This is a genomic window from Paenibacillus pabuli NBRC 13638 (assembly GCF_001514495.1).
GTDB classification, from domain to species: Bacteria; Bacillota; Bacilli; order Paenibacillales; family Paenibacillaceae; genus Paenibacillus; species Paenibacillus pabuli.
In genome coordinates this window covers 240868-259988 of the sequence record NZ_BCNM01000003.1, presented here as the reverse complement: position 1 = coordinate 259988, position 19121 = coordinate 240868, and the positions used below count along the sequence as shown (strand labels likewise).

Annotated in this window: 21 protein-coding genes and 1 pseudogene; 15 read left to right on the top strand and 7 right to left on the bottom strand. The window is 43.4% G+C overall.

All coding sequences use genetic code 11. The annotated features are described in order from the left end of the window. Positions 1-121: 121 nt before the first annotated feature. From PPA03S_RS06600 to PPA03S_RS06585, 4 genes and pseudogenes are all read left to right on the top strand, one after another. Positions 122-637: a HEPN domain-containing protein gene (locus PPA03S_RS06600; RefSeq protein ID WP_062321064.1), complete on the top strand. Its 516-nt coding sequence runs from the start codon at positions 122-124 to the stop codon at positions 635-637. A 515-nt stretch (positions 638-1152) separates the two neighbouring features. After that, the gene (locus PPA03S_RS06595; RefSeq protein ID WP_062321061.1) at positions 1153-1479 is read left to right on the top strand and encodes a nucleoside triphosphate pyrophosphohydrolase; all 327 of its coding nucleotides are present in this window, start codon (positions 1153-1155) and stop codon (positions 1477-1479) included. After that, positions 1463-3930 (top strand): annotated as a pseudogene (locus tag PPA03S_RS34490) (DEAD/DEAH box helicase family protein). Before PPA03S_RS06595 ends, PPA03S_RS34490 begins: the two are co-directional and overlap by 17 nt. A gap of 451 nt (positions 3931-4381) precedes the next feature. Next, the gene (locus PPA03S_RS06585; RefSeq protein WP_062321059.1) at positions 4382-4981 is read left to right on the top strand and encodes a hypothetical protein; all 600 of its coding nucleotides are present in this window, start codon (positions 4382-4384) and stop codon (positions 4979-4981) included. 287 nt (positions 4982-5268) lie between these two features. Here PPA03S_RS06585 and PPA03S_RS06580 read toward each other — a convergent pair whose 3' ends face one another. From PPA03S_RS06580 to PPA03S_RS06570, 3 genes are all read right to left on the bottom strand, one after another. Beyond that, positions 5269-6027, bottom strand: coding sequence for a MerR family transcriptional regulator (locus tag PPA03S_RS06580; RefSeq protein ID WP_062321057.1), 759 nt, complete (start codon positions 6025-6027; stop codon positions 5269-5271). Beyond that, complete coding sequence (locus PPA03S_RS06575) at positions 6002-6928, bottom strand: DUF2268 domain-containing putative Zn-dependent protease (RefSeq protein ID WP_062321056.1); 927 nt, start codon at positions 6926-6928, stop codon at positions 6002-6004. The genes PPA03S_RS06580 and PPA03S_RS06575 overlap by 26 nt, the downstream gene beginning before the upstream one ends. A gap of 265 nt (positions 6929-7193) precedes the next feature. After that, the gene (locus PPA03S_RS06570; protein ID WP_062321054.1) at positions 7194-7913 is read right to left on the bottom strand and encodes a hypothetical protein; all 720 of its coding nucleotides are present in this window, start codon (positions 7911-7913) and stop codon (positions 7194-7196) included. Positions 7914-7995: 82 nt separating this feature from the next. Here PPA03S_RS06570 and PPA03S_RS06565 point away from each other — a divergent pair, with 82 nt between their 5' ends. The 4 genes from PPA03S_RS06565 (at position 7996) to PPA03S_RS06550 (ending at position 10044) form a co-directional block, all read left to right on the top strand. Continuing rightward, positions 7996-8772 carry a hypothetical protein gene (locus PPA03S_RS06565; RefSeq protein ID WP_062321052.1) on the top strand — a complete coding sequence of 259 codons (777 nt, stop codon included), beginning with the start codon at positions 7996-7998 and terminating at the stop codon, positions 8770-8772. Between the two features lie 235 nt (positions 8773-9007). Further along, complete coding sequence (locus tag PPA03S_RS06560; RefSeq protein WP_062321051.1) at positions 9008-9640, top strand: sigma-70 family RNA polymerase sigma factor; 633 nt, start codon at positions 9008-9010, stop codon at positions 9638-9640. Continuing rightward, complete coding sequence (locus tag PPA03S_RS06555; RefSeq protein ID WP_062321050.1) at positions 9633-9812, top strand: YvrJ family protein; 180 nt, start codon at positions 9633-9635, stop codon at positions 9810-9812. Before PPA03S_RS06560 ends, PPA03S_RS06555 begins: the two co-directional genes overlap by 8 nt. Continuing rightward, positions 9793-10044: a helix-turn-helix domain-containing protein gene (locus tag PPA03S_RS06550; RefSeq protein ID WP_062321049.1), complete on the top strand. Its 252-nt coding sequence runs from the start codon at positions 9793-9795 to the stop codon at positions 10042-10044. Before PPA03S_RS06555 ends, PPA03S_RS06550 begins: the two co-directional genes overlap by 20 nt. Before the next feature lie 137 nt (positions 10045-10181). Here the strand turns inward: PPA03S_RS06550 and PPA03S_RS06545 are convergent, their stop codons facing one another. Further along, positions 10182-11438: an MFS transporter gene (locus tag PPA03S_RS06545; RefSeq protein WP_062321048.1), complete on the bottom strand. Its 1257-nt coding sequence runs from the start codon at positions 11436-11438 to the stop codon at positions 10182-10184. 206 nt (positions 11439-11644) lie between these two features. Between PPA03S_RS06545 and PPA03S_RS06540 the strand changes: the two genes are divergently transcribed. From PPA03S_RS06540 to PPA03S_RS06520, 5 genes are all read left to right on the top strand, one after another. Continuing rightward, a complete protein-coding gene (locus PPA03S_RS06540) occupies positions 11645-12136 on the top strand; it encodes a MarR family winged helix-turn-helix transcriptional regulator (RefSeq protein WP_062321047.1) in 492 nt (163 codons plus the stop codon). 176 nt (positions 12137-12312) lie between these two features. Beyond that, complete coding sequence (locus tag PPA03S_RS06535; protein ID WP_062321046.1) at positions 12313-13131, top strand: NmrA family NAD(P)-binding protein; 819 nt, start codon at positions 12313-12315, stop codon at positions 13129-13131. Positions 13132-13335: 204 nt separating this feature from the next. After that, positions 13336-14634, top strand: coding sequence for a galactokinase (locus tag PPA03S_RS06530; protein ID WP_062321045.1), 1299 nt, complete (start codon positions 13336-13338; stop codon positions 14632-14634). A 286-nt stretch (positions 14635-14920) separates the two neighbouring features. Next, positions 14921-15202, top strand: a complete 282-nt coding sequence (locus PPA03S_RS06525; protein ID WP_062321044.1) for a hypothetical protein — start codon at positions 14921-14923, stop codon at positions 15200-15202. Positions 15203-15600: 398 nt separating this feature from the next. Continuing rightward, positions 15601-15852, top strand: a complete 252-nt coding sequence (locus PPA03S_RS06520) for a hypothetical protein (RefSeq protein ID WP_062321043.1) — start codon at positions 15601-15603, stop codon at positions 15850-15852. 107 nt (positions 15853-15959) lie between these two features. Here the strand turns inward: PPA03S_RS06520 and PPA03S_RS06515 are convergent, their stop codons facing one another. Continuing rightward, positions 15960-16319: a hypothetical protein gene (locus PPA03S_RS06515; protein ID WP_157283981.1), complete on the bottom strand. Its 360-nt coding sequence runs from the start codon at positions 16317-16319 to the stop codon at positions 15960-15962. A 211-nt stretch (positions 16320-16530) separates the two neighbouring features. On the opposite strand from PPA03S_RS06515, the gene PPA03S_RS06510 reads away from it, so the two are divergent. Beyond that, positions 16531-16998 (top strand): hypothetical protein, encoded by a 468-nt coding sequence (locus PPA03S_RS06510; protein ID WP_062321040.1) that lies wholly within the window; start codon positions 16531-16533, stop codon positions 16996-16998. A gap of 204 nt (positions 16999-17202) precedes the next feature. Here PPA03S_RS06510 and PPA03S_RS06505 read toward each other — a convergent pair whose 3' ends face one another. Next, complete coding sequence (locus tag PPA03S_RS06505) at positions 17203-17736, bottom strand: hypothetical protein (RefSeq protein ID WP_062321038.1); 534 nt, start codon at positions 17734-17736, stop codon at positions 17203-17205. Between the two features lie 196 nt (positions 17737-17932). Next, positions 17933-18277, bottom strand: a complete 345-nt coding sequence (locus PPA03S_RS06500) for a hypothetical protein (protein ID WP_062321036.1) — start codon at positions 18275-18277, stop codon at positions 17933-17935. Positions 18278-18703: 426 nt separating this feature from the next. Between PPA03S_RS06500 and PPA03S_RS06495 the strand changes: the two genes are divergently transcribed. Next, entirely contained in the window at positions 18704-19075 is a 372-nt protein-coding gene (locus PPA03S_RS06495; RefSeq protein WP_062321034.1) for a hypothetical protein, read from the top strand. Positions 19076-19121: the final 46 nt, after the last annotated feature.

The following is a 19121-nucleotide window of genomic DNA, read 5'->3' as shown; positions in this document are numbered from 1 at the left end:
CAAAAGTGTAGACAAGTTTCCTCAAGGTAAACACCAAACGAAGAATACAAATAATTTATTTGATTACTATATGTATCAATTTATTGTATAATACTGGTATTAACTCTTTGGAGGGATGACAATGGCAAAAAAATGGTCAGTAGCCCAAGCACATTGTAATCACCAAGTAGATTTTACCTCACGTTTGCAAGATCATGGTATCTCCATACAACCTAGGTTAAAACATATTCCTGCTTACCACATGCTACATACTATAATCATGGACTGTCACCAACATGCTCAGTATCACATCAAACTTGCTACCATCATGCGCAATCACAATCAGTTCAAGGTCTGCCTGATTCTCTGCGATTGGGCTCTAGCCTCTATGATCAAGGCGCTATATATCCATAAGTATCATTCAGTTCATCCACCCAAGGAACTCACCATGAACGAAATCTTGCCTCTCGTACATACGGACACTGAACCCGGATTGGATATTGCCTTGTTCATCGGCACGATGCAACATATGTCATCCCCAGCGGATTACTCACATGACCAGCCACTAGAACTGAACAACATCGAAAAGCTTCTTCAACGAACAGAAGAGATATTGTACGAGTTATCCAAACGAATAATGAATAATTCATCAGAGTAAGATTGATTTTTAAATGGCTTCTTAGGATTAAACGCTTGAGTAATCTATGTTACGCTTACAAGATAACATCATCCAAATAAAGGATATCTTGCAGGGAATACAAAGGATGCTCCTTGCTTTGCATCTGGAAAGTAGGTGTACATTTTGAAAAGAGTGATTGCTATCGCGTTTTTTATATTATCTATATTGGAATTGGTTACTTTAATCCTAATCGGTAAAAGTATGATGAATGGGTATATGGAACCGAGTACGTTTAGAGGGATGATTTCATTCCCACTATACGCTGCGTACCTCTCGATCTGGATGTTCTTTTCACGGCAAGAGTTTACCGGAGGACGAGTCGCGGGACAGATCAGTTTGACAGCGGCATTGTTGACGTCGTGCCCATTGGTGTGTTTGTTGACTATTTTCTATTAAATCAACCCATCCCTCCCCATGGCAAATGGTATAATGGCAAAAAGGGAGATTCTGGCGCGAGAATCGAAGACTCCCACTTAGAAAGGATGTTATGCCATATGCCTACATACAACAAATTGGTGCGGGACAAGATTCCGCATATTATCACATCCAGCGGTAAGGAATGCCAGACGCGCATTCTGGACCCGGAGGAGTATAAGCAAGAACTAAGAACAAAGCTGCGTGAAGAGTCAGAAGAATACATGAGTGCAGCGAACGATCAGGAAGCGCTGGAAGAATTGGCCGACATGCTGGAAGTGATCCGGGCGCTGGCGGAGGTACACGGGGCGAATGCTGCACAGCTCGACAAACTGCGGGCGGACAAAGCCGAGGCGCGTGGCGGATTCCAGGAGCGGGTGTATCTGATCGATGTCGACGAAGCTTAACGTTAAACTCATTACAGACAACCTGGCAGATGAACTGATCACCCGGATGCAGCATGCGTCCGGGATTTATATTATGACGTCGTTTATTATGCAGTCTGGGGTGAAGCTGCTGGCCCCGCATCTGAAACGGGCGGTAGAACGTGGAGCCGAGGTACGGATGCTCGCGGGAGATTATCTGTATATCACGCAGCCGGAAGGACTGCGGGCGCTGTGTGAGGTAGATCCAAGAATAGAGACACGACTGTGGCGAAGTGTGGGAACTTCTTTTCATCCGAAAGCCTAACTGTTCGATCATGACAACGGGGAAGGACTGCTGATTGTCGGCTCGTCGAACTTTTCGTTCACGGCGCTGAAGACGGGTTATGAATGGAATCTGGCGATGAATGCCGAGGCGGAGCCGTATACGTTTCAGTCAGCATTGGACAAGTTCATGCAGAGCTTCTACCATGAGACGACATTACCAGTGAATCCGGATTCGATTGCGCTGTACGAAGAAGAGTACCGAAAGTATCACCAGAAGAACCCGGAGATGATCCAGCGGATCACGGAGATGGAAGAGGCGGAATTCGGCACAGGGCTGCCAGAGGACAAAGAGGAAGAAACCGCCGAGCTGTCGCTGGTGCCGATTCAACCGCGTTTGGCGCAGTTGGATGCCCTCGAAGCGCTCCATGGCACGATGGAGGAACAGTACGACAAAGCGATGGTCGTCATGGCGACCGGGCTTGGTAAAACATATCTGGCGGGCTTCTTCGCGCAGCGGTTCAAGCGGGTGTTGTTTGTGGCCCACCGGGAAGAGATTTTGTTCCAGGCGAAGAAGTCTTTTCAGCGGATCATGCCGGAGCGCACACATGGGATATATAACGGACAGTACAAGGATGGAACCGCGGATTGTGTGTATGCTTCGATCTTTACGCTGAGTATGCAAAAGCACCGGGATGGATTTGCAGTGGATGCCTTTGATCTGATTGTGGTGGACGAATTCCATCATGCGGCGGCGAAGACGTATATGTCGGTGATTGAGCATTTTCAGCCTAAGTTCCTGCTGGGCATTACGGCGACCCCGGATCGACTGGATGGCAAGGATGTGTATGCGCTCTGTGATGGGAATGTGGCGTACCAGATGCATTTTATTGAAGCGATCCGGCGAGGTTGGCTGGCTCCATTTCAATATTACGGGGTATTCGACGATACGGATTATTCGCAGATTCGCTGGATCGGGACAAAGTATGATGAAGAACAGCTCATGGCCGTTCAATTGCAAGAGGAGCATGTAGAGACGATCTATGCAGCCTGGGTCCGGCACAAACAGACGAGAACGATTAGCTTTTGCTCTTCGATCCGGCAGGCGGATTATTTGGCTGCGTATCTCCGAAGTCAGGGCGTGAAGGTACTAAGTCTGCATTCGCGCACAACGGAGATGTCGCGGGAGGAAGCCATTCGGCAGCTTGATGCGGGTGAGCTGGAGGTTGTGCTGACGGTGGATCTGTTCAACGAAGGTACGGATATTCCACGCGTGGATACGCTATTGTTCGTGCGTCCAACCGAGTCGCTCACGGTGTTTACACAGCAGGTGGGGCGCGGTCTGCGGCTGGCGGAGGGAAAATCGCATTGTGTCATCATCGACCTGATCGGGAATTACCGGAATGCGGATGTGAAGCTGAGTCTGCTGGATGTGCGTGGAGATGAGGAACGAAGCGGAGAGAAATAGATTCGGCTGTGCCTGAGGTTCCGGCTAACTGTGGGATTCATCTGGAGACGCAAGTGGTGAACCTGCTTCAGGAGCTAAGCCGAAAACGGCTGCCGCGCCGCGAGAAGCTGCATCAGGATTTTCTGGATGTGAAGCGAGAGCTGGGGCGCATTCCAACCTATCTGGAGCTGCACCTGATGGGGCGTTCCAAGAGAAGCGGGTATCGGAGCGAATTTGGCTCATATATTGGGTTTCTGTATTGGGCAGAGCTGCTGTCTCCGGCTGAGGGAGAGGTGTGCGTCCGGCAGGAGGCTTGGCTGCGCGATGTGGAGAAGACGATCATGAACAAAAGCTACAAGATGATCGTGCTGCTGTACATGCTGGAGCGAGGCGAAGCACATTGGATGGACCCGATTACGCCGGGTGAGATGGCGAGATTTTTCCATACGTATCTGACAGAGAAGGAATACCGGAAACGAAAAGACTTTTCGGAAAAGGACAAGCTTGCGCTCTGGGAATGGAACGAGAAGACGGCAGCTGAAGTCGAGAAGTTGATTGATGATATGCCAATGTCCAAGTGGAGTGGGGCGAAGGGCAGCATGACTCGTTTCGAGGATGGGGTGTTCTCGCTGAATGCACAGGTGGAGGATGCGGAGGAACAGGCGCTACTATATCGCTGGACGAAGGAGATTTGTCTGTATCGGTTGCATGCGTATTTTGAGCGGAGGAAGTTATTGATAAGTAGCGAGAAGAAGCTGTTGTAAAATCAGTCGAACTGAAATTATACTTGGCAAATAAAAATTTACCAAGAAGAAAAAGCAAAAAGCGTACCAGTGGAATAGCGGTACGCTTTTTGCTTTCTTGAAATTAACTTTTTGTAGTTCACTTATATTATTCAATAGGGGAACTGTCTAATAATTGTAGAGAGATCGAACACCATTATATAAGTATAACAGCTAATCAATATAAAAAGATTAGATATTATTAAATTTTAAAAGAGGATTTTATGTTATTTTATTGAATAATATATATTATATGGAAACGGTATCGTCATAAGGAGGTGAACTATTTAGATCTATTTTTTATGAAAAAGTAGATTGTACCAGAAACTAGTCCGGCTAAGACAATAAGGCTAACAACGAAAATAAGTATATTATTCCACACAATTTGCATAGTCGAAACCCCTTTCATAATAATTTTTAGGAGGTATTTAAAATGAAGAAGATCAGTATGTTATTGACTTTACTCTTGGTTTCATTATCCATTTCCGTTCTTTTTACAAATTCAGCCCACGCAAGTGCAAGTGAGGAAGATGTAGTCTTAAAAATACAAAATATACTAGAAAAGTATGAAGTGAACGAACCATTTTCTGACGAAGATACACAATATTTAAAAGAAAACTCATCTTTAAACAATAATATAACATATATTCAAAATAAAGGGGAAGTGTCAACCCTTTCGGTCACTAAGAAATTTTTCACAGGTAATAATAAAACATTAGCCTTGACTGGTTATGTAGAATATGACAATGGATTCGGTAAAAATAGCTGGAATTTGTATATGGACGCATGGGACACATCTGGCATAAAAAGAAACATCCGGGCTGAAATTAAGATTGATTGTGTAGGTATTGTGAATTTTGAAACTGGAGCATTAGGTAAAATTTATAACAACACAGTAAGCCAGACATCATCTAGTAAAGTGGATTTCCTTACCTTAAATAAGTCTGATTCCTTCACAGGCCTACCTATGTTTATTTATTATTATCCAAAGGCTACATTTGACGGAGTTGATTTAGCTGGTGAGTTTAGATAAAAGCATTTCTAGAATTTAAAATAACCATTACCAGACCCATGGCTTAGAAGCTCTAGCCATGGGTTTGTTAGGTACATCAGTTACAAATAGGGGCATTTAATTGATTTGACCATTGATCTGTGTTCGGCTTTAAGAAGAGTGTAACAGCTACTGGCTTGAACAAAGTCTGAACTATCTACGATCAACCTTTGAATAAATCGTTTCTCCATTCATTTTTTGATGGAGATTCGTATTTTTACTGTGTGTTTTTTCGAAGGAAATCCAACACCTTTCAAAGCTAACACATCTTAACCCTCCACAAAAACCATAACCGCTTGATACAAAAACCTCAAAAAATCCTCATCGCCAAACTGACCGAAATAACCCGCATAGCGACGATCGGTCGTATAGACTTCTGCAATACATCTCAGAATCTCAGCGTCACAGACCATGAACTGTTCCAGGCAGCTCTTCCATTCACGCACTAACGCTTGTACCTCACCAGAAGCAGGAGACCGCTCCTGATGTTTCGCTAATTCACGAAATACCTGCTCCATGTTTACCGAGAACTGCTGGTAGGCTTTTTGTTGCTCTTCCATAGACAGTCGGTTCACATTGGCTTCGAATTCCTGATATTTCTCGGTATCTCCATATACAAACTTTGCCTCAGACTCATATTGCTCTTGAATGGACAGAATGGGAGAGTTGTCAAACAGATTGAGATGAGAGATATCTGTCCCATCCACAAACTCGTCCAACTGATCGATGATGGTTTCGAGCTTTTGTTTTCGTTGAACGAGCGTACTGCGATGCTCTCTTAGGATATCTTTCTGTTCTTCTTTGGAGAGCTGCATCATGGCTGCAATGTCTTTCAATGAGAAATTCATTTCTTTGAACAAAAGAATCATCTGCAGATTCCCCAGTGCCTCTTGATCGTAATACCGATAGCCATTGTCCTCGACTTTGCTCGGTTTCAATAGATCCGTTTTATCGTAATAATGTAATGCGCGTTTGGTGATGCCTGTAATCTGAATGATATCTTTAACGGTGAAATAGGGCGTCTTCATTCCAAAAGTCCTTTGTTTCCGCAAGGATAACACTTGCCGGAGTGATGGTTGCTTCGGTAATCGATTTGCCTGTTTGGTTCAAATAATATTGGATTAAGTGATAACCGCAGGCATAGCCAGCCGCATAGGGCATACCTACGGGCGTGAAGTTTTGTATTTTCGCAAGTTCATCGCCGTACAGAAACGGATTAATCTGGTCAAAACCGGTGATATGCAGCTGGTCCTTTATTTTCGGTTTGATCAAGGTATTCAATGTTTCCATATTCGTTTTGGATACCCAGGGTCCTAGTAACTCTTCTCCATATAAAGATGTCGCAAAGTTCTCTGCCAACCCCTCGCTAACAACCATTTCCCCAAGCGTAATATGCTGATTCCACTGGATATATTGATACCTCACATTATGATTGCATTCATGGGCCAACACGGATTGGATACGAGGTAGAGTATAAGCATCCGGGATCAGGTTCGCAATAATATAACCGGGAATACCGCCATCTCCACATATGCCTTCATTTATCTGTAACGTTGGGCTGTTCTTGTCCCCTAACAAAATGGTGTACAGATATTCGGAAACGGACAGCTCAATCCCATCCTCTGAAAAGGTGGATAGACTTGACGTAACAGCTTCATGACACTGCTGCCAAAATACTTCAGACGAAATCGCTGCCAGCGGCTCGCTGATCTCAGGAGTTATATCTGCTGGAGCAATATTCATAAAGTTATTCATCATGATCACATCGAAGCCGTAAGGCTCATGAGATCGAAACGGAATCTGCTGAATGTTCCATTTGTTCATGAATGGACCCATCATATACTCGCGATATAGCTCCAATTTCTCATCGGGTGCAGCCTGGATGATCTCTTCATAGATTTTATCCGAGCGTAACGCGGTAATCTTCATTATAAATCTCTCCTTTAGATAAGCTTGAGTTCATTATCAAGTATGACCTTACGTAACAGTCAAGGAGGATTTTGCCTTGTGGAACCTTGATTTCAACAGGTGATTGGCAATAATTAACCCAACGAATGATTTACTAATTGTTACAATTTTGGTTCCGTTCCTTGGAGCTTTGAGACAGAACTGAAACCCGCATCAAAATTTCTTATTATATAATGCTTTTAAACTGGAAAAACACCCCACAAAGGGGTGTTCCGCTTATACCATATTAAAAGTTGGTCGAGTATGACAAGCCAAATGCTGCAATGTTATAACTTTTTCCGTGTACGGTACCTGACCCATTACGGATGGCGGTTCTGCGGGCAATCGGATCTGAGCCGCTAACTCCTTTCAAGACAGAATACAATCGTTCTTTGTCGGGATAACGACCCGTCTCGCCCATATCTCTCCATGCTTTTTCGAGAGATGTAATTTCGGAAATAATGGAGCTTTCTCCGGAAAGGCTCCAGGACTGCACGGAATGATCGAATAAGAAGGCAAGCCCCTGGGTGCTAATAATGCCGAATTTGCCAGCAAAGGTGATGGCGCGATTAAAATAACTTTCGGCGTATTTACGTTGTAGTGCCTGGTTCGCAGACTTTGCCCCCATGGACTCAAACAGTGTCTTCCATTCGGATACTACATTACCGCCACTTGTAGAGATACTTTCACCCCAAGCAATTTGCTGTGATTTTGTTTTGTTGTTGACCACATCTTTCAGGGTCGCTGCTTTGGAAGTACCGAAAACGGCTTTGAACTCGGTTTCGTTGTTCTGAATGTACTCCTTCAGTAAAGGTTGCAGGGTACCTTGACCAAAGTTGTACTGGATAATGCCAAACGAAAGTCCTTGTCCATCAAAATTACCTGTAACGTTCGAATAACCATTGTTGCCTTCAAAGAATCCGGTATTTCTCAACAATTTGTCTTTCAAGCTGTCTGTAAGTGCCATATAACTTCATCTCCTTATGTTTGGGAATACTCATAAAGCGAACGAAGTCGACCCTAAAACAACCTGAAATGAGGAAACGGTTATGAAAAAATATGCGATCTTCTTCTTCTTGCTCTTGTTCGTTGTCGGTTCGGGGAGTATGGTTTGGTTGTATTTATACAACTCATCCGCGAGTGGGGCAACTGAAACAGCCTCCACAGAGACGGTACTCCCGCAAAACGAATTATCGACTTTACCTGATTTAGTTGAAATCAAAAGTGAGGGGAAATCCATAAAATTATCCCTTAACGACATTCCTCAATATAAGAATTATTTATTGAATGAAGCAGATTTCCAATCGGAGATTGCGCGTACTCAATTTACGTCGCTGGATGTACCTTCTTCCGAAACGTATGCGATACTTAAATATGGTTGTGGGACCAAGGATTGTTCCACCATTTTAGTTAAAACAGATGGAAATAAGAGCGAAAGTCTAACCATGCCTGTCGGCATATTCCAGGATTATAAAATTTCTCCAAATCAAGAAAAGGTGTTGATTCGTTACGCTTATGATGAAGGTAGTCTGGTCAAAAGACAAATTCTTGTTGCCGTGGATCTCGAAAAATTAAAAATCATTCCGTATACATCAGCTGCTCTTGAAGAGCCATTTATGTTGAAGCCGACTTGGCCCATCATCTCATATGATTGGATAGATAATAACCAATTCACTATTGAAACGGCAGCGTTAGAGACAAGCGAGTATTCAGCATTGAAAGACTGGTTTTCTTCCGAAAATCGCAAAACCAAGAAGATCACGATCCGGCTGGATTCGATCAAACGTCTCGATGAATACCCAAAAGCCACATCAATACTCAGGTAAGCTAGATCACCCTAAATATGATAATGAGACATCGGCCTAATTGTGCTGGTGTCTTATTTTTTTATATCTATGGAACATGGGGATAAGTACTCCTAAAGGATGATCTTTTAGTTATTTTGTACGATATGGAAAAAAATATAGTATAATAAGGGGAACAAATGTTCTGGTTAATGGTTGTTTTTTCTATTGGTAAGAACGCCTTCTTATATATAAAGATTAAAGGAGGGGGAGCCAGATGAGTACCCTAGAGAAGATTGGTGACTACACAAAACATGCGGTTGCTGCACAGTTTGAGGAGTACAAGCACCAAAATCCCGCGTTATTCCATAATCGGGTTGTTCTACACTTTTTTGAGCAAGAGAAGCACCAGAAGTTATTGTTGGAGTCTATGAGAGGGGAGGCAGGTAAGGAAGAGGAGCTAAATGAGGCGTTCCGTAAGTATTTCTTTCAATTTCGGTTTGTCACCTACGTCACATCATCGCTAAAATTCATGAGTATCGATCAGATGCGGCGTAATCAACGTTATGCAGCTCGAAATGTACTAATCTATGACAGGCCATCCTCGGACGAGTCCAGTGTGTGTATCGGTGAGACGATGAGTGCCTATCAAACTTCAGGGGATATTTTACAGTCGGATGAACGATATATGAATTTCCAAGAAGGCTTTGTGGATGAGCAGGTGGAAGTGGCCTTTGAGAGCTTAACGGATAAGCAGAAGCATGTCACCACGTTATATTATGGACAAGGCTACCATGATCATGAAATAGCGAACAGGCTTCAGGTCAGCCAGCAGGCCATAGCGAAGACAAGAAATACAGCTCTGAAAAAAATGAAAACCTTACTGGAGAAAGGAGTAAGCAATGGATAATAGCGCATTTGCAACTTTTATAGGAGGAATCAGTCAAGTCGGTTTTCCCATCATGATTACATTATATTTATTTACCCGATTTGAGAAGAAGCTGGATCAGCTCTCAGTAAATATTAGTACCCTTATTGAAGTAATTAAAGCGGTGATTAAAGATGAATCCAAACAAGGTTGAATTCTATGATGCAGTGCAGAGGGCACAGAATGGAGATCGGGAGAGCTTGCTTCAAATTATCAGTGCATTCCAACCTATCATTCAGCGGATGCGATATCAGGTCAGACCCCAAGAGCGTGACGATCTGTCACAGACCATTGTTGAAGGGTTGATCATTAAGATCATGAATTATAAATTGGAGCATGTACCTACATACTCGGAGTTCTGCAAACAACTGTTTGATGCCGAATGAAAGACGAAGATGCATACCTGAATAACCGAAATCAGAAGCCCTGTTATATTCCATGGTGTCACTGAGTCACTGTGAAATATAAGCAGGGTATTTTCCGGAAGCCCCTCACAGGTCTTCCGGGTTATCGACATAAAATACTACACATGGTGGGTGTTACGCTGATTCTCTGAATGATTCTGCATTTTAAAGGTGAATAACAGACCAGACAGGATATAGACCAGGCTTAACAAAAGGTAAGGCAGTTGTAACGAAAATACTCTATCGAATGTTGTTTCGCTGATTCGCACCAGTAATCCGCCAAGCAAGGTACCAACGGCACTAATCCCAAAAGACAAAAAGCGAAACACGCTTCCAACCCTGCCGAGCAGCTCATTAGGTACGGAACGTTGCAGGATTGAAGAACGTGTAACATTGTAGACGATAATGAAAAATGCAGCACAGAAATACAGGGCGCCTACCACATACGCATTCGTGGTTAAACCCACCACGCCGTAGATGATGCCCATACATAAAATGGATGAAATAATTAATTGTTTCGTACTCCATTTCTTACGCATATAAGCAACAGCCTGGCTCCCCACGATGCTGCCGATTGTTGCAATGGAGATTAATATGCCGAATGCAAAAGCAGCCAACTGGAGGACATCTCGTACAAAAAATATTTGAGTGGCGAGAATGATCGAATACATCAGCGTAATCGTGACGGACAGAATCGCCAAACCACGGAGAAAACGATCATGATAGACATATTGAATCCCGGACCACATCTCCCGTTTCCAATTCTTCATTGGGCGAGCTTCCTTCTTGGTTGCTTCCGTATCCCCTGGATAGAAGTTTCCCTTCAAACTGATTAAAAAAAGCAAAGCAATGACAGCCGTCACGGCGTCTATGGCAAAAGGAAAGACAATATGCAGGGTTATGATGAACCCTCCCAGAGCAACGCCCAGAATATCACTCGTGATTAACTGTCCTGCGGTGAACTGCCCATTGGCTTTTTCTAATTGTTTTTCATCTACAAGTTGAGGAATGATCGTCTGCACAGTGCTGTCGAATACGACTCTACTCAGTCCGATACCAAACATGAACAGAGCCAGAATAGGAATGCTCACCCAGCCTCCCCATATACATAAAGTCAGCACAAGGAGAAGAATCATTCGAGTAAAGCCTGCTCCGATCAGCATATGTTTGCGTGAGTATCGGTCGATTAGAACGCCCACGGGCAGACTGAAGAGAAGCCAGGGCAAACGGAGTGCCGTCATGGTTATGGAGGCATATAAAGTATCGCTCGTAAGATTGGAAATGAGCCATGGAACCGCAGCGAGCGTAAGTCCATCACCCAAGAAAGTAAGAGAGAACGCACCAAAGAGTTTAGTATAGTTCGACTTGATCTTCATCGTTTCCTCCACCATCAGATTCAAAGTAGTTCCACATCGCCATGTATAAAACCATATTTATCCTTTTCAATATAAATTTAAGTTATTATATAATGGACTGCAATCCTAATCTTACTATAAAGAAATAATGATTTGACATTTTCTATGGGGTAAGTTATCTTCGTCTATATAGTTAAGCTATTAACTAAATGGAGAGGACAAAACACATGGATAATCTGCAAGGAGAGAACTTACTGCCAATTGATCCTAAACAAGATGCGTTGCAAGAATATTTGCTTCATCCGCCGCGGCCCAATGAAGCCTTTTTCACAATGGTTGAGGCGACTGCCAATCTGGTTGCCGTATCGGAAAAATACTGGCAGTCAAAGGGGCTGAATGGAGCAAGGATTCGCATACTCGTAGAGATTGCCAAAGATGGGGGGACGATGCTTCCTTCAGTACTTGCCGAAAAAATTGGTGTCACCAAGGCCAACATTAGCTTACTGCTAACCCCACTGGAGCGTGATGGCTATATTGTAAGGGCCGAACATGCCCGAGATGGTCGCAAGACATTGATTTCCATTACCGATGCTGGACGGACATTATTGAGTGGGCATCTGCCGGGAAACCGTGAAGCTGTAGCAAGACAGATGGACAAATTGGATGAACAGGAGCAGCATCAGTTGATCGTTTTATTACAGAAGCTGAACAGGTCTTAATCCGTAATGCAGTTCAAAAGCGGAGCTAAGATCAGACGATTCTGAGTCGGAATATATGTGGGGAAGGGATAGGATTGGTTCAGCGAGGAATGTGTTGTAGTCCAATGAATCACTCTGTCCATTTAGTTAATAGCTTAACTACTTGATGCAATTCATTCACAGGAGGGAAAAGAAGGATGTCGATCCTGATTACCGGAGCCACAGGACAATTAGGCAATCTGATTATTGAAAATCTGCTGACCAAGATCCCGACAACAGAAATTATTGCAGGTGTCCGTAATTTGGGGATGTCCTCAACCTTAAAAGCTTTAAAGGATCAGGGTGGAGAGGTTCGCAGCATGGACTATGATAATCCGGAAACATGCCAGAAAGCTTGTACCGGTGTGAATAAACTGCTGCTGATCTCCAGCTCACATACCGATGATTCGGTACGGCTAACTCAACATACTAATGTAATCCATGCGGCGAGGGAAGCCGGAGTTGAACATATCCTCTATACTAGCTTTGCTTTTCCGCAGACTGATCTTAAGGATTCGAGCAGCGTGCATAGACTTACCGAGAAGGTTATATTTGATTCGGGGATGAAGTATACGATTTTGTGCAGCGGGCTGTATATTGATTTTGTGAATGTACTTGGACTACACGAGGCGATACAAAGTGGCGTGCTAAAAACTCCAGCCGGAGATTGGCGGTTTAATGCGGTTACACGCAGCGATCTTGCACGGGCCATTGCGAACGTGCTTGCAGAGAAAGGCCATGAGCAGAGGATATATGAGCTGGCTGCGCCAAGGATTTGGACCTTTGCTGATCTGGCAGAGGTGCTTACGGAATTTGCTGGCAAGCCCATCATCCACAGCGAGGATGTGTCAGTGCAGCACTGGATCTACCCTTTTTTAAGCAGTATAGATACCGTATCTACATCTCAAGATCTTGAACTATTAATGGGACAGCCGGTAGCTTCGTTGAAGGAGAGCATTGTACCTTTTCTGAATTAAGCGAACGTGCAGTGGACTGAAGTTAAGCCCATAATGATGAAATGAAAAATTGATTTAAAAAACGCTTACAAACTTTCAATTCTACCCTACCTTTTCCGAAACGAAGCTGAGATAATGGGAGAGGAATCCGGAAATGAATCGATACGAGTCGTTCATCAACTACGATGGAAAAATAAATGCTGCGCACTCATAGGAGGATTATTAATGATTACACAACCACTGGAACTGATCCAATCCACTTCAGGCCAAGCGCTGCTTGCCCAAATGTATGGTCAGCAGCAACTAGAAGAACAGACAGCACGTTACACGAAGTTGAACGAATCATTTGAACAGCACTTTGGTGTACAAAAGGGCAGCAAGTTGTTCAGCGCGGCTGGACGCAGCGAAATTGGGGGCAACCATACGGATCATAATCATGGCAAGGTGCTGGCGGGCAGTATTACGCTGGATACGATTGCGGTGGCTGCGCCCACGACGAATTCGGTAATTACCTTTTATTCGGAAGGTTATGACCAGAAATATGTAATCGATCTCACGGATTTGGCACCGAAGGCGGGAGACGATGGCACTACGGCTTTGATTCGGGGTATGGCTGCTGGATTCGGGGAGTTCGGATATAAGGTGGGCGGCTTCCAGGCATACATCTCCAGTAACGTATTCTCGGCGTCGGGGCTGAGTTCATCGGCATCGTTCGAGATGCTGATCTGTACGATTCTGAATCATTTCTACAACGAGAGTACGCTGGATGTCGTAACCCTGGCGAAGATTGGTCAATACGCGGAGAATCATTATTGGAACAAACCGTCCGGTTTGCTGGACCAAATGGCTTGTGCCTATGGCGGGTTGATTGCAATTGATTTTGAAAATTCGGCACAGCCGGTGATTGAGCCTGTAAAGTGGGACTTCCAGGAGAACGGATACTCTCTCGTTATTGTGAACACAGGTGGGAACCACGCGGATCTGACAGAGGATTATGCTGCTGTTCCTTATGAGATGAGAGCTGTTGCTCAGGCGCTGGGCAGTGAGTATGTTCGGAAAATTACGGCTGAGGCAATCTATGCCAATCTTAAGCAGGTCCGTGAGGCTGGAGGGGATCGCGCGGTACTGCGTGCGCTGCATTTCTTGGAGGAAAACAATCGGGTAGACGGTCAGGTGAAGGCCTTGCGTGAAGGGCGTTTTGATGATTTCCTGAATCTGATTACGGCATCCGGGAACTCTTCCTGGAAGTGGCTCCAAAATGTGTATCAGAGCGGTTCGGTGAAAGAACAGGAGATTGGGATCGCGCTGGCGCTGACAGAGAATTATTTGCGAAACTTGGGTGATGGCGCATGTCGCATCCATGGTGGGGGATTCGCGGGCGTCATTCTGACGATCCTTCCGAATGGTAAGGTTGAAGAGTATATGTCCTGGATGCATGGTATGCTGGATACACCAATTATTGTGGTTAATGTGCGGGAACAGGGTGCGGTATGCCTGAATGAATTGATCGAAAACGTGGGCTAATGTAGTCGGTGTAACACACCTGCGATGTTTAAACGTACGAATGGTATTAAAGGTACATTACATGCGGTTCTCCGACTTGACGCTGGTCATGGAAGAGGACCGCTTTTTTGCTGTTCTCATGTGGCTTGACCTGAACTCCGGAGGAGAGCCCTGCTCTAAGAAATAACTTCAGATCAGGAGTTGGCGAAGATGATTATAGAACATGAGCAGTCTTACGTTCATTTCTCAATAAAATTCCAAACTTTGGACGCGTTTCCGTGTTAATTAGGTTAGGGAGGGGATTAGGATGACGACAACCACAGTGGATGAGCAGGAAGAGGCGCGCTTATATGATGAGTTGCGACGTGTACTGGAGGATGTAGAAGAAGGGGAACAGCGGCAAAAAATGTTGAATCATATGATCAGACAACTCAAGTTTGCGAAATGGCGGAAAGAACAACTGCGCAGACTCGATCCATACCGCCAAGATAGAAGGCCAGCAGCACTTTGGATCATGTTAGCCACTGGTGCGCTTATGCCAGTTGTGTTATTCAGCATTTTTATATGGGTATCCTTGTGGGTGGAATGAGACATGAATGAATAGAGGTAAATCCCTATGAATGAATAGCACTGTAAAGTGAAGGCAGTGGTGTATGTAGGAATCATGTGTACAGTTACTGCCTCATAACTTCATTAGGATAAGGCGAAATTTGTTTCCTAACGTATACACGCAAAAGTGTGATGTTATTTCTGGTAACAACTGCCTAGGTACTTGAATGAGCCTGCTTCTACTGCCTAAAAGGGATAAAGACTTTTTGCTCGTTTTTCAGATGTTGTATACACGTTACACCAAAGATACACTATAATGATTCTGCTTCTTTGGAATAAATTCACATATATAGGGGGCTGAATAATATTTTTAAAAAGCTTAAATGTGTATCTATGATATCTATACTTCTATTATTTATCCTTGGAGGATGCAATTCTATGCCCAATCAAGACAAAATCATTGACCAGGCCACAGAAATTGGTCAACAGTATTTTATAGATCAATACAATACGAAAGTTGAGTTTACAGATCATAAGTTCATGCCAAAAGATCTTAGTCACAATGTTAGTCTAAGCGGGCATATCCAAGAGGACAAAGAAACGGAAATCTCTATTCTTATTGATTATGATACGTTTGAAGTCCAAACAGCAATTGTTCCCAAAGAAATGCTGAAACAAAAGAAAAATTGAATGCTAAACGAATATGGACCTACTACATAATTAAAGAGCCTATGTCAACATAAGGCTCTCCATTTAATACTTCTAATATCTTACTTCCAAGTGAGAGATGGATCGATTTATTTAAGAGGCTTGATATGATCAGGCACTGAGCCTGTTTTGACTTCATAGGTATCATAATCCACCATAGCGAATATTTCTTGATCTTTGTTGCCTTTCACATATCCCGTCAATGATACCGTATGAGATAAGTCAGCCGGAATGAATTTATGATTTGTAAAATCTACATCAATCCCGTAGTTTTCTTTAAAATAAGCAAGACTGGCTTCTTCCGCTTTTTTTACAATTTCTTTTTGTTCGTTCGACATACATCCGCTTAATACGATCAAAGCAAAACTGAACCACATAAACAAGAACGCTAATGTAAGATATTTTCTATTAGGAATATTCACTTCATTACTCCTTGCCGTACCAATCAAATGTGATGCATCCCAAGGCTAAAAAGAAAAGTAATCTTTTTGTCAAATCAATAGCACCTCGGTTTTCATATGATGGTATAAATATACTATAGACACTTAATTTAAACCAGATTACATATAAGAATAAAAATGCATTGAATTAGGAGGCTGGTTATGCAGGATTACATCAGTGATGAGCTATATCATAAAATATCGATAATTGCTTACCAAAATGACTATTGAGACAGATGCCATTTCAGCTGCAGTTAAAGGTACTTTTCAGCCTCTGGGCGCAGGCTCACCGATGTTAGTTCACGACGTAAGAATGGATCAATATGAGTTTGATGAGAATGGAAATCTGAAAGGCCCGCTAATTGATTGGAGAACAGGGGAAACCGTCGATATTTCTCCAAGATGGACCGCTCATCAGGAAGCATTAGCGCAAGCTGCTTGGGAGATGAGGCTAAGTTTAAGTGGCTTCTCCAATGATGTCCAGGTTTCGATTCAGATGTTTCAGACACATATAGCTACCAGCGAAAGTCAGTCCTTTACGCCCATCGCCTATAACGCGACAGCAACACTACAAGGAATCAATCGTTGGTATCAGGAATCCATCTACATAGAAAGACTAAACAGGAGGAATAAGAAATGGGCAGCAAGATGCAGTCTTTTATGGAGGGGCATCTCCAAAGTTAACTGAACTCGAAGCTCATAAAGAGGAACTAAAGCGATATATCCGTAAAATGGAGGAAGCGGACAGAGAAGATCGCAGGCATCTCAGCAGGTTACAATAAACCCCTTCACCAAAAAAATAGTTAGACAGGAATAACCTTCCCATCTAACTACGGATTGTTTTGTTTATACATCGGTATGGAGCGCTGTTATACGATTAGCTGGATGCAGATTAATGTGTGTCTGAGTTAGCTCTGTTAAAAGTCTGAATTTTCTCCTGAATGTACTGGTGGTAATCGCGAAAGCTGCTAATGTGGTGCAGGGAGTCGGAGTTTTCAGATTGGATCTTGATTTTCCCGTCCTGCGGTAGGTTTTTCATCTCGGCAACCACTTGTTTGGAGCCCTGAATATCTCCTGACATATCCTGAATTCGCTGTAACAAGGCTGGGTGACCTTCATGTTGCAGCATTTCAGCGAGCGGTCTCATTTCCTCGAGCTTCTGGCTCGACCGTTCAAGGGTGGTCATCACTTTGTCTCCATCCATGCTTGCATTCAGCGAAACCATGCGATGGATGTGATCCTTCTCCATCCGCTCCAGTGCCTCCAGGTGAGAAGCCTCCAGTCGTTTGGGATCGTTCCAGCTCTCGGATTGGACCGAGTTATTCTGCTGCGGAGATGCATTATTCGCAGTCCCATTACCACAGCCCCATAACAGTGTTGAGCAAGCTAACACGGCTCCAACGGCCATGATACTATTTAACCTCATGTTGTCACTCCTTCAGTCATTTCCTGAAGGTAGTATGAGCTATAAAATCCAGAATCATGCTTATTCTCTTCATTTCTTCCCCAGAATTAAGCACCTCTATAATCAGATTGGAAAAAACGGCCTATATGGAATCCATAAAGCATAGTTTTCGAATATGTTGATATTGATTTATCGGTGTGTCTCTTTGCAGAGCTTTTCAGGAAGAAGGAATGTCCTTTTTTGGATTTCGGCTATCGATAAACCAACCAGGTCCTTCTACACTGAGAACCTCCTGTGTATCGTAATTATAGGATACAGTTATACGTTCATCCTCATGTCCTGTTATATGACCGTAGAGATAAAGACGTGAATGGATGGAAGGGGCATCTATATCATGACTCGTTATAATAAAGTCCGCATTATAGTATTTTTTTATGTACTGAACACTTATTGGTGTAGCTGTTTCTACAATGTTTTGCTTATCTGAGGTAGACATACTTGAACATCCTCCTATTAAAAATAAAAAAATAAGTGAAATCAGAGCTGCTGGTTTTATTTTCATAGGGCATTAATTCTCCTTTTATGGAAATAAACTCTAAAGATACTTTAATACAAATTATTGTAATAGACTAGGTGGGGGGGCGGGATTTGATGCTACAGTTTTTTACAAGTAGGACCACAATCAAGTAATTATTGGTTATAGGGGAACTGAACCGCCTGATCGTCCCAATGGAGTGTACTAACCGACTGGGAGACCGATTTAAATGATGTTGTGGGTAATGGCTATCTCTGCATAAACAAAATGCCTTTTATCGAATCTGAATCCAGGTATCAAAATATTATTGAAGGGACTACATCCAAATTAGCAGAGCTAGAAGCACACAAAGAGCAATTAAAACGATATATAAGGAAAATGGAAGAGACAGACCGCGAAGAACGACGCAAAGCTCAGTCCCCTTATTAAATTTTTGCCGAACAAGGAGGTATTATGTTTATCTACCACAATCCGATCTGGCGCTGGACCATCAATCTTTTGTATCCTGCCATTATCTTTGTTTTCCAGAGCTGGGGGCCCATATTTGATTCCTGGGCTGTTCCAATTGTAGTTGTCACGTTGTTCTGTTTTCTATGGAGCGGAGTAAAGGAGATGTTCATCTCTACCGGACTGACCTGGCTTGTTGCCATCCCGTGCTGGTGGTACTTCATTGAGCTCCCCAAACCATCGTTTGGTGCAGAGAATTTTGCTGCTCATCTGGTGCTGATCGTGCCGCTATTTATATTTGTGGTGCTGCTGCCACAGACCCTGATACTGATCACACGCATGCGAATTATGGAGTACTATAGGCAGAATAGAAAATAGTCTTATAGGCGGCCGCTACCTAGTGGTGAATACGGATAATTTAATA

Excerpts from the sequence above, each read along its gene's own strand:
- PPA03S_RS06585 (WP_062321059.1), top strand. The coding sequence starts at position 4,382 with ATGAAGAAGATCAGTATGTTATTGACTTTACTCTTGGTTTCATTATCC.
- PPA03S_RS06565 (WP_062321052.1), top strand. The coding sequence starts at position 7,996 with ATGAAAAAATATGCGATCTTCTTCTTCTTGCTCTTGTTCGTTGTCGGT.
- PPA03S_RS06525 (WP_062321044.1), top strand. The coding sequence starts at position 14,921 with ATGACGACAACCACAGTGGATGAGCAGGAAGAGGCGCGCTTATATGAT.
- PPA03S_RS06560 (WP_062321051.1), top strand. The coding sequence starts at position 9,008 with ATGAGTACCCTAGAGAAGATTGGTGACTACACAAAACATGCGGTTGCT.
- PPA03S_RS06575 (WP_062321056.1), bottom strand. The coding sequence starts at position 6,928 with ATGAAGATTACCGCGTTACGCTCGGATAAAATCTATGAAGAGATCATC.
- PPA03S_RS06505 (WP_062321038.1), bottom strand. The coding sequence starts at position 17,736 with ATGAGGTTAAATAGTATCATGGCCGTTGGAGCCGTGTTAGCTTGCTCA.
- PPA03S_RS06545 (WP_062321048.1), bottom strand. The coding sequence starts at position 11,438 with ATGAAGATCAAGTCGAACTATACTAAACTCTTTGGTGCGTTCTCTCTT.
- PPA03S_RS06555 (WP_062321050.1), top strand. The coding sequence starts at position 9,633 with ATGGATAATAGCGCATTTGCAACTTTTATAGGAGGAATCAGTCAAGTC.
- PPA03S_RS06500 (WP_062321036.1), bottom strand. The coding sequence starts at position 18,277 with ATGAAAATAAAACCAGCAGCTCTGATTTCACTTATTTTTTTATTTTTA.
- PPA03S_RS06520 (WP_062321043.1), top strand. The coding sequence starts at position 15,601 with ATGCCCAATCAAGACAAAATCATTGACCAGGCCACAGAAATTGGTCAA.
- PPA03S_RS06540 (WP_062321047.1), top strand. The coding sequence starts at position 11,645 with ATGGATAATCTGCAAGGAGAGAACTTACTGCCAATTGATCCTAAACAA.
- PPA03S_RS06600 (WP_062321064.1), top strand. The coding sequence starts at position 122 with ATGGCAAAAAAATGGTCAGTAGCCCAAGCACATTGTAATCACCAAGTA.
- PPA03S_RS06550 (WP_062321049.1), top strand. The coding sequence starts at position 9,793 with ATGAATCCAAACAAGGTTGAATTCTATGATGCAGTGCAGAGGGCACAG.
- PPA03S_RS06570 (WP_062321054.1), bottom strand. The coding sequence starts at position 7,913 with ATGGCACTTACAGACAGCTTGAAAGACAAATTGTTGAGAAATACCGGA.
- PPA03S_RS06535 (WP_062321046.1), top strand. The coding sequence starts at position 12,313 with ATGTCGATCCTGATTACCGGAGCCACAGGACAATTAGGCAATCTGATT.
- PPA03S_RS06530 (WP_062321045.1), top strand. The coding sequence starts at position 13,336 with ATGATTACACAACCACTGGAACTGATCCAATCCACTTCAGGCCAAGCG.
- PPA03S_RS06510 (WP_062321040.1), top strand. The coding sequence starts at position 16,531 with ATGACTATTGAGACAGATGCCATTTCAGCTGCAGTTAAAGGTACTTTT.
- PPA03S_RS06595 (WP_062321061.1), top strand. The coding sequence starts at position 1,153 with ATGCCTACATACAACAAATTGGTGCGGGACAAGATTCCGCATATTATC.
- PPA03S_RS06495 (WP_062321034.1), top strand. The coding sequence starts at position 18,704 with ATGTTTATCTACCACAATCCGATCTGGCGCTGGACCATCAATCTTTTG.
- PPA03S_RS06580 (WP_062321057.1), bottom strand. The coding sequence starts at position 6,027 with ATGAAGACGCCCTATTTCACCGTTAAAGATATCATTCAGATTACAGGC.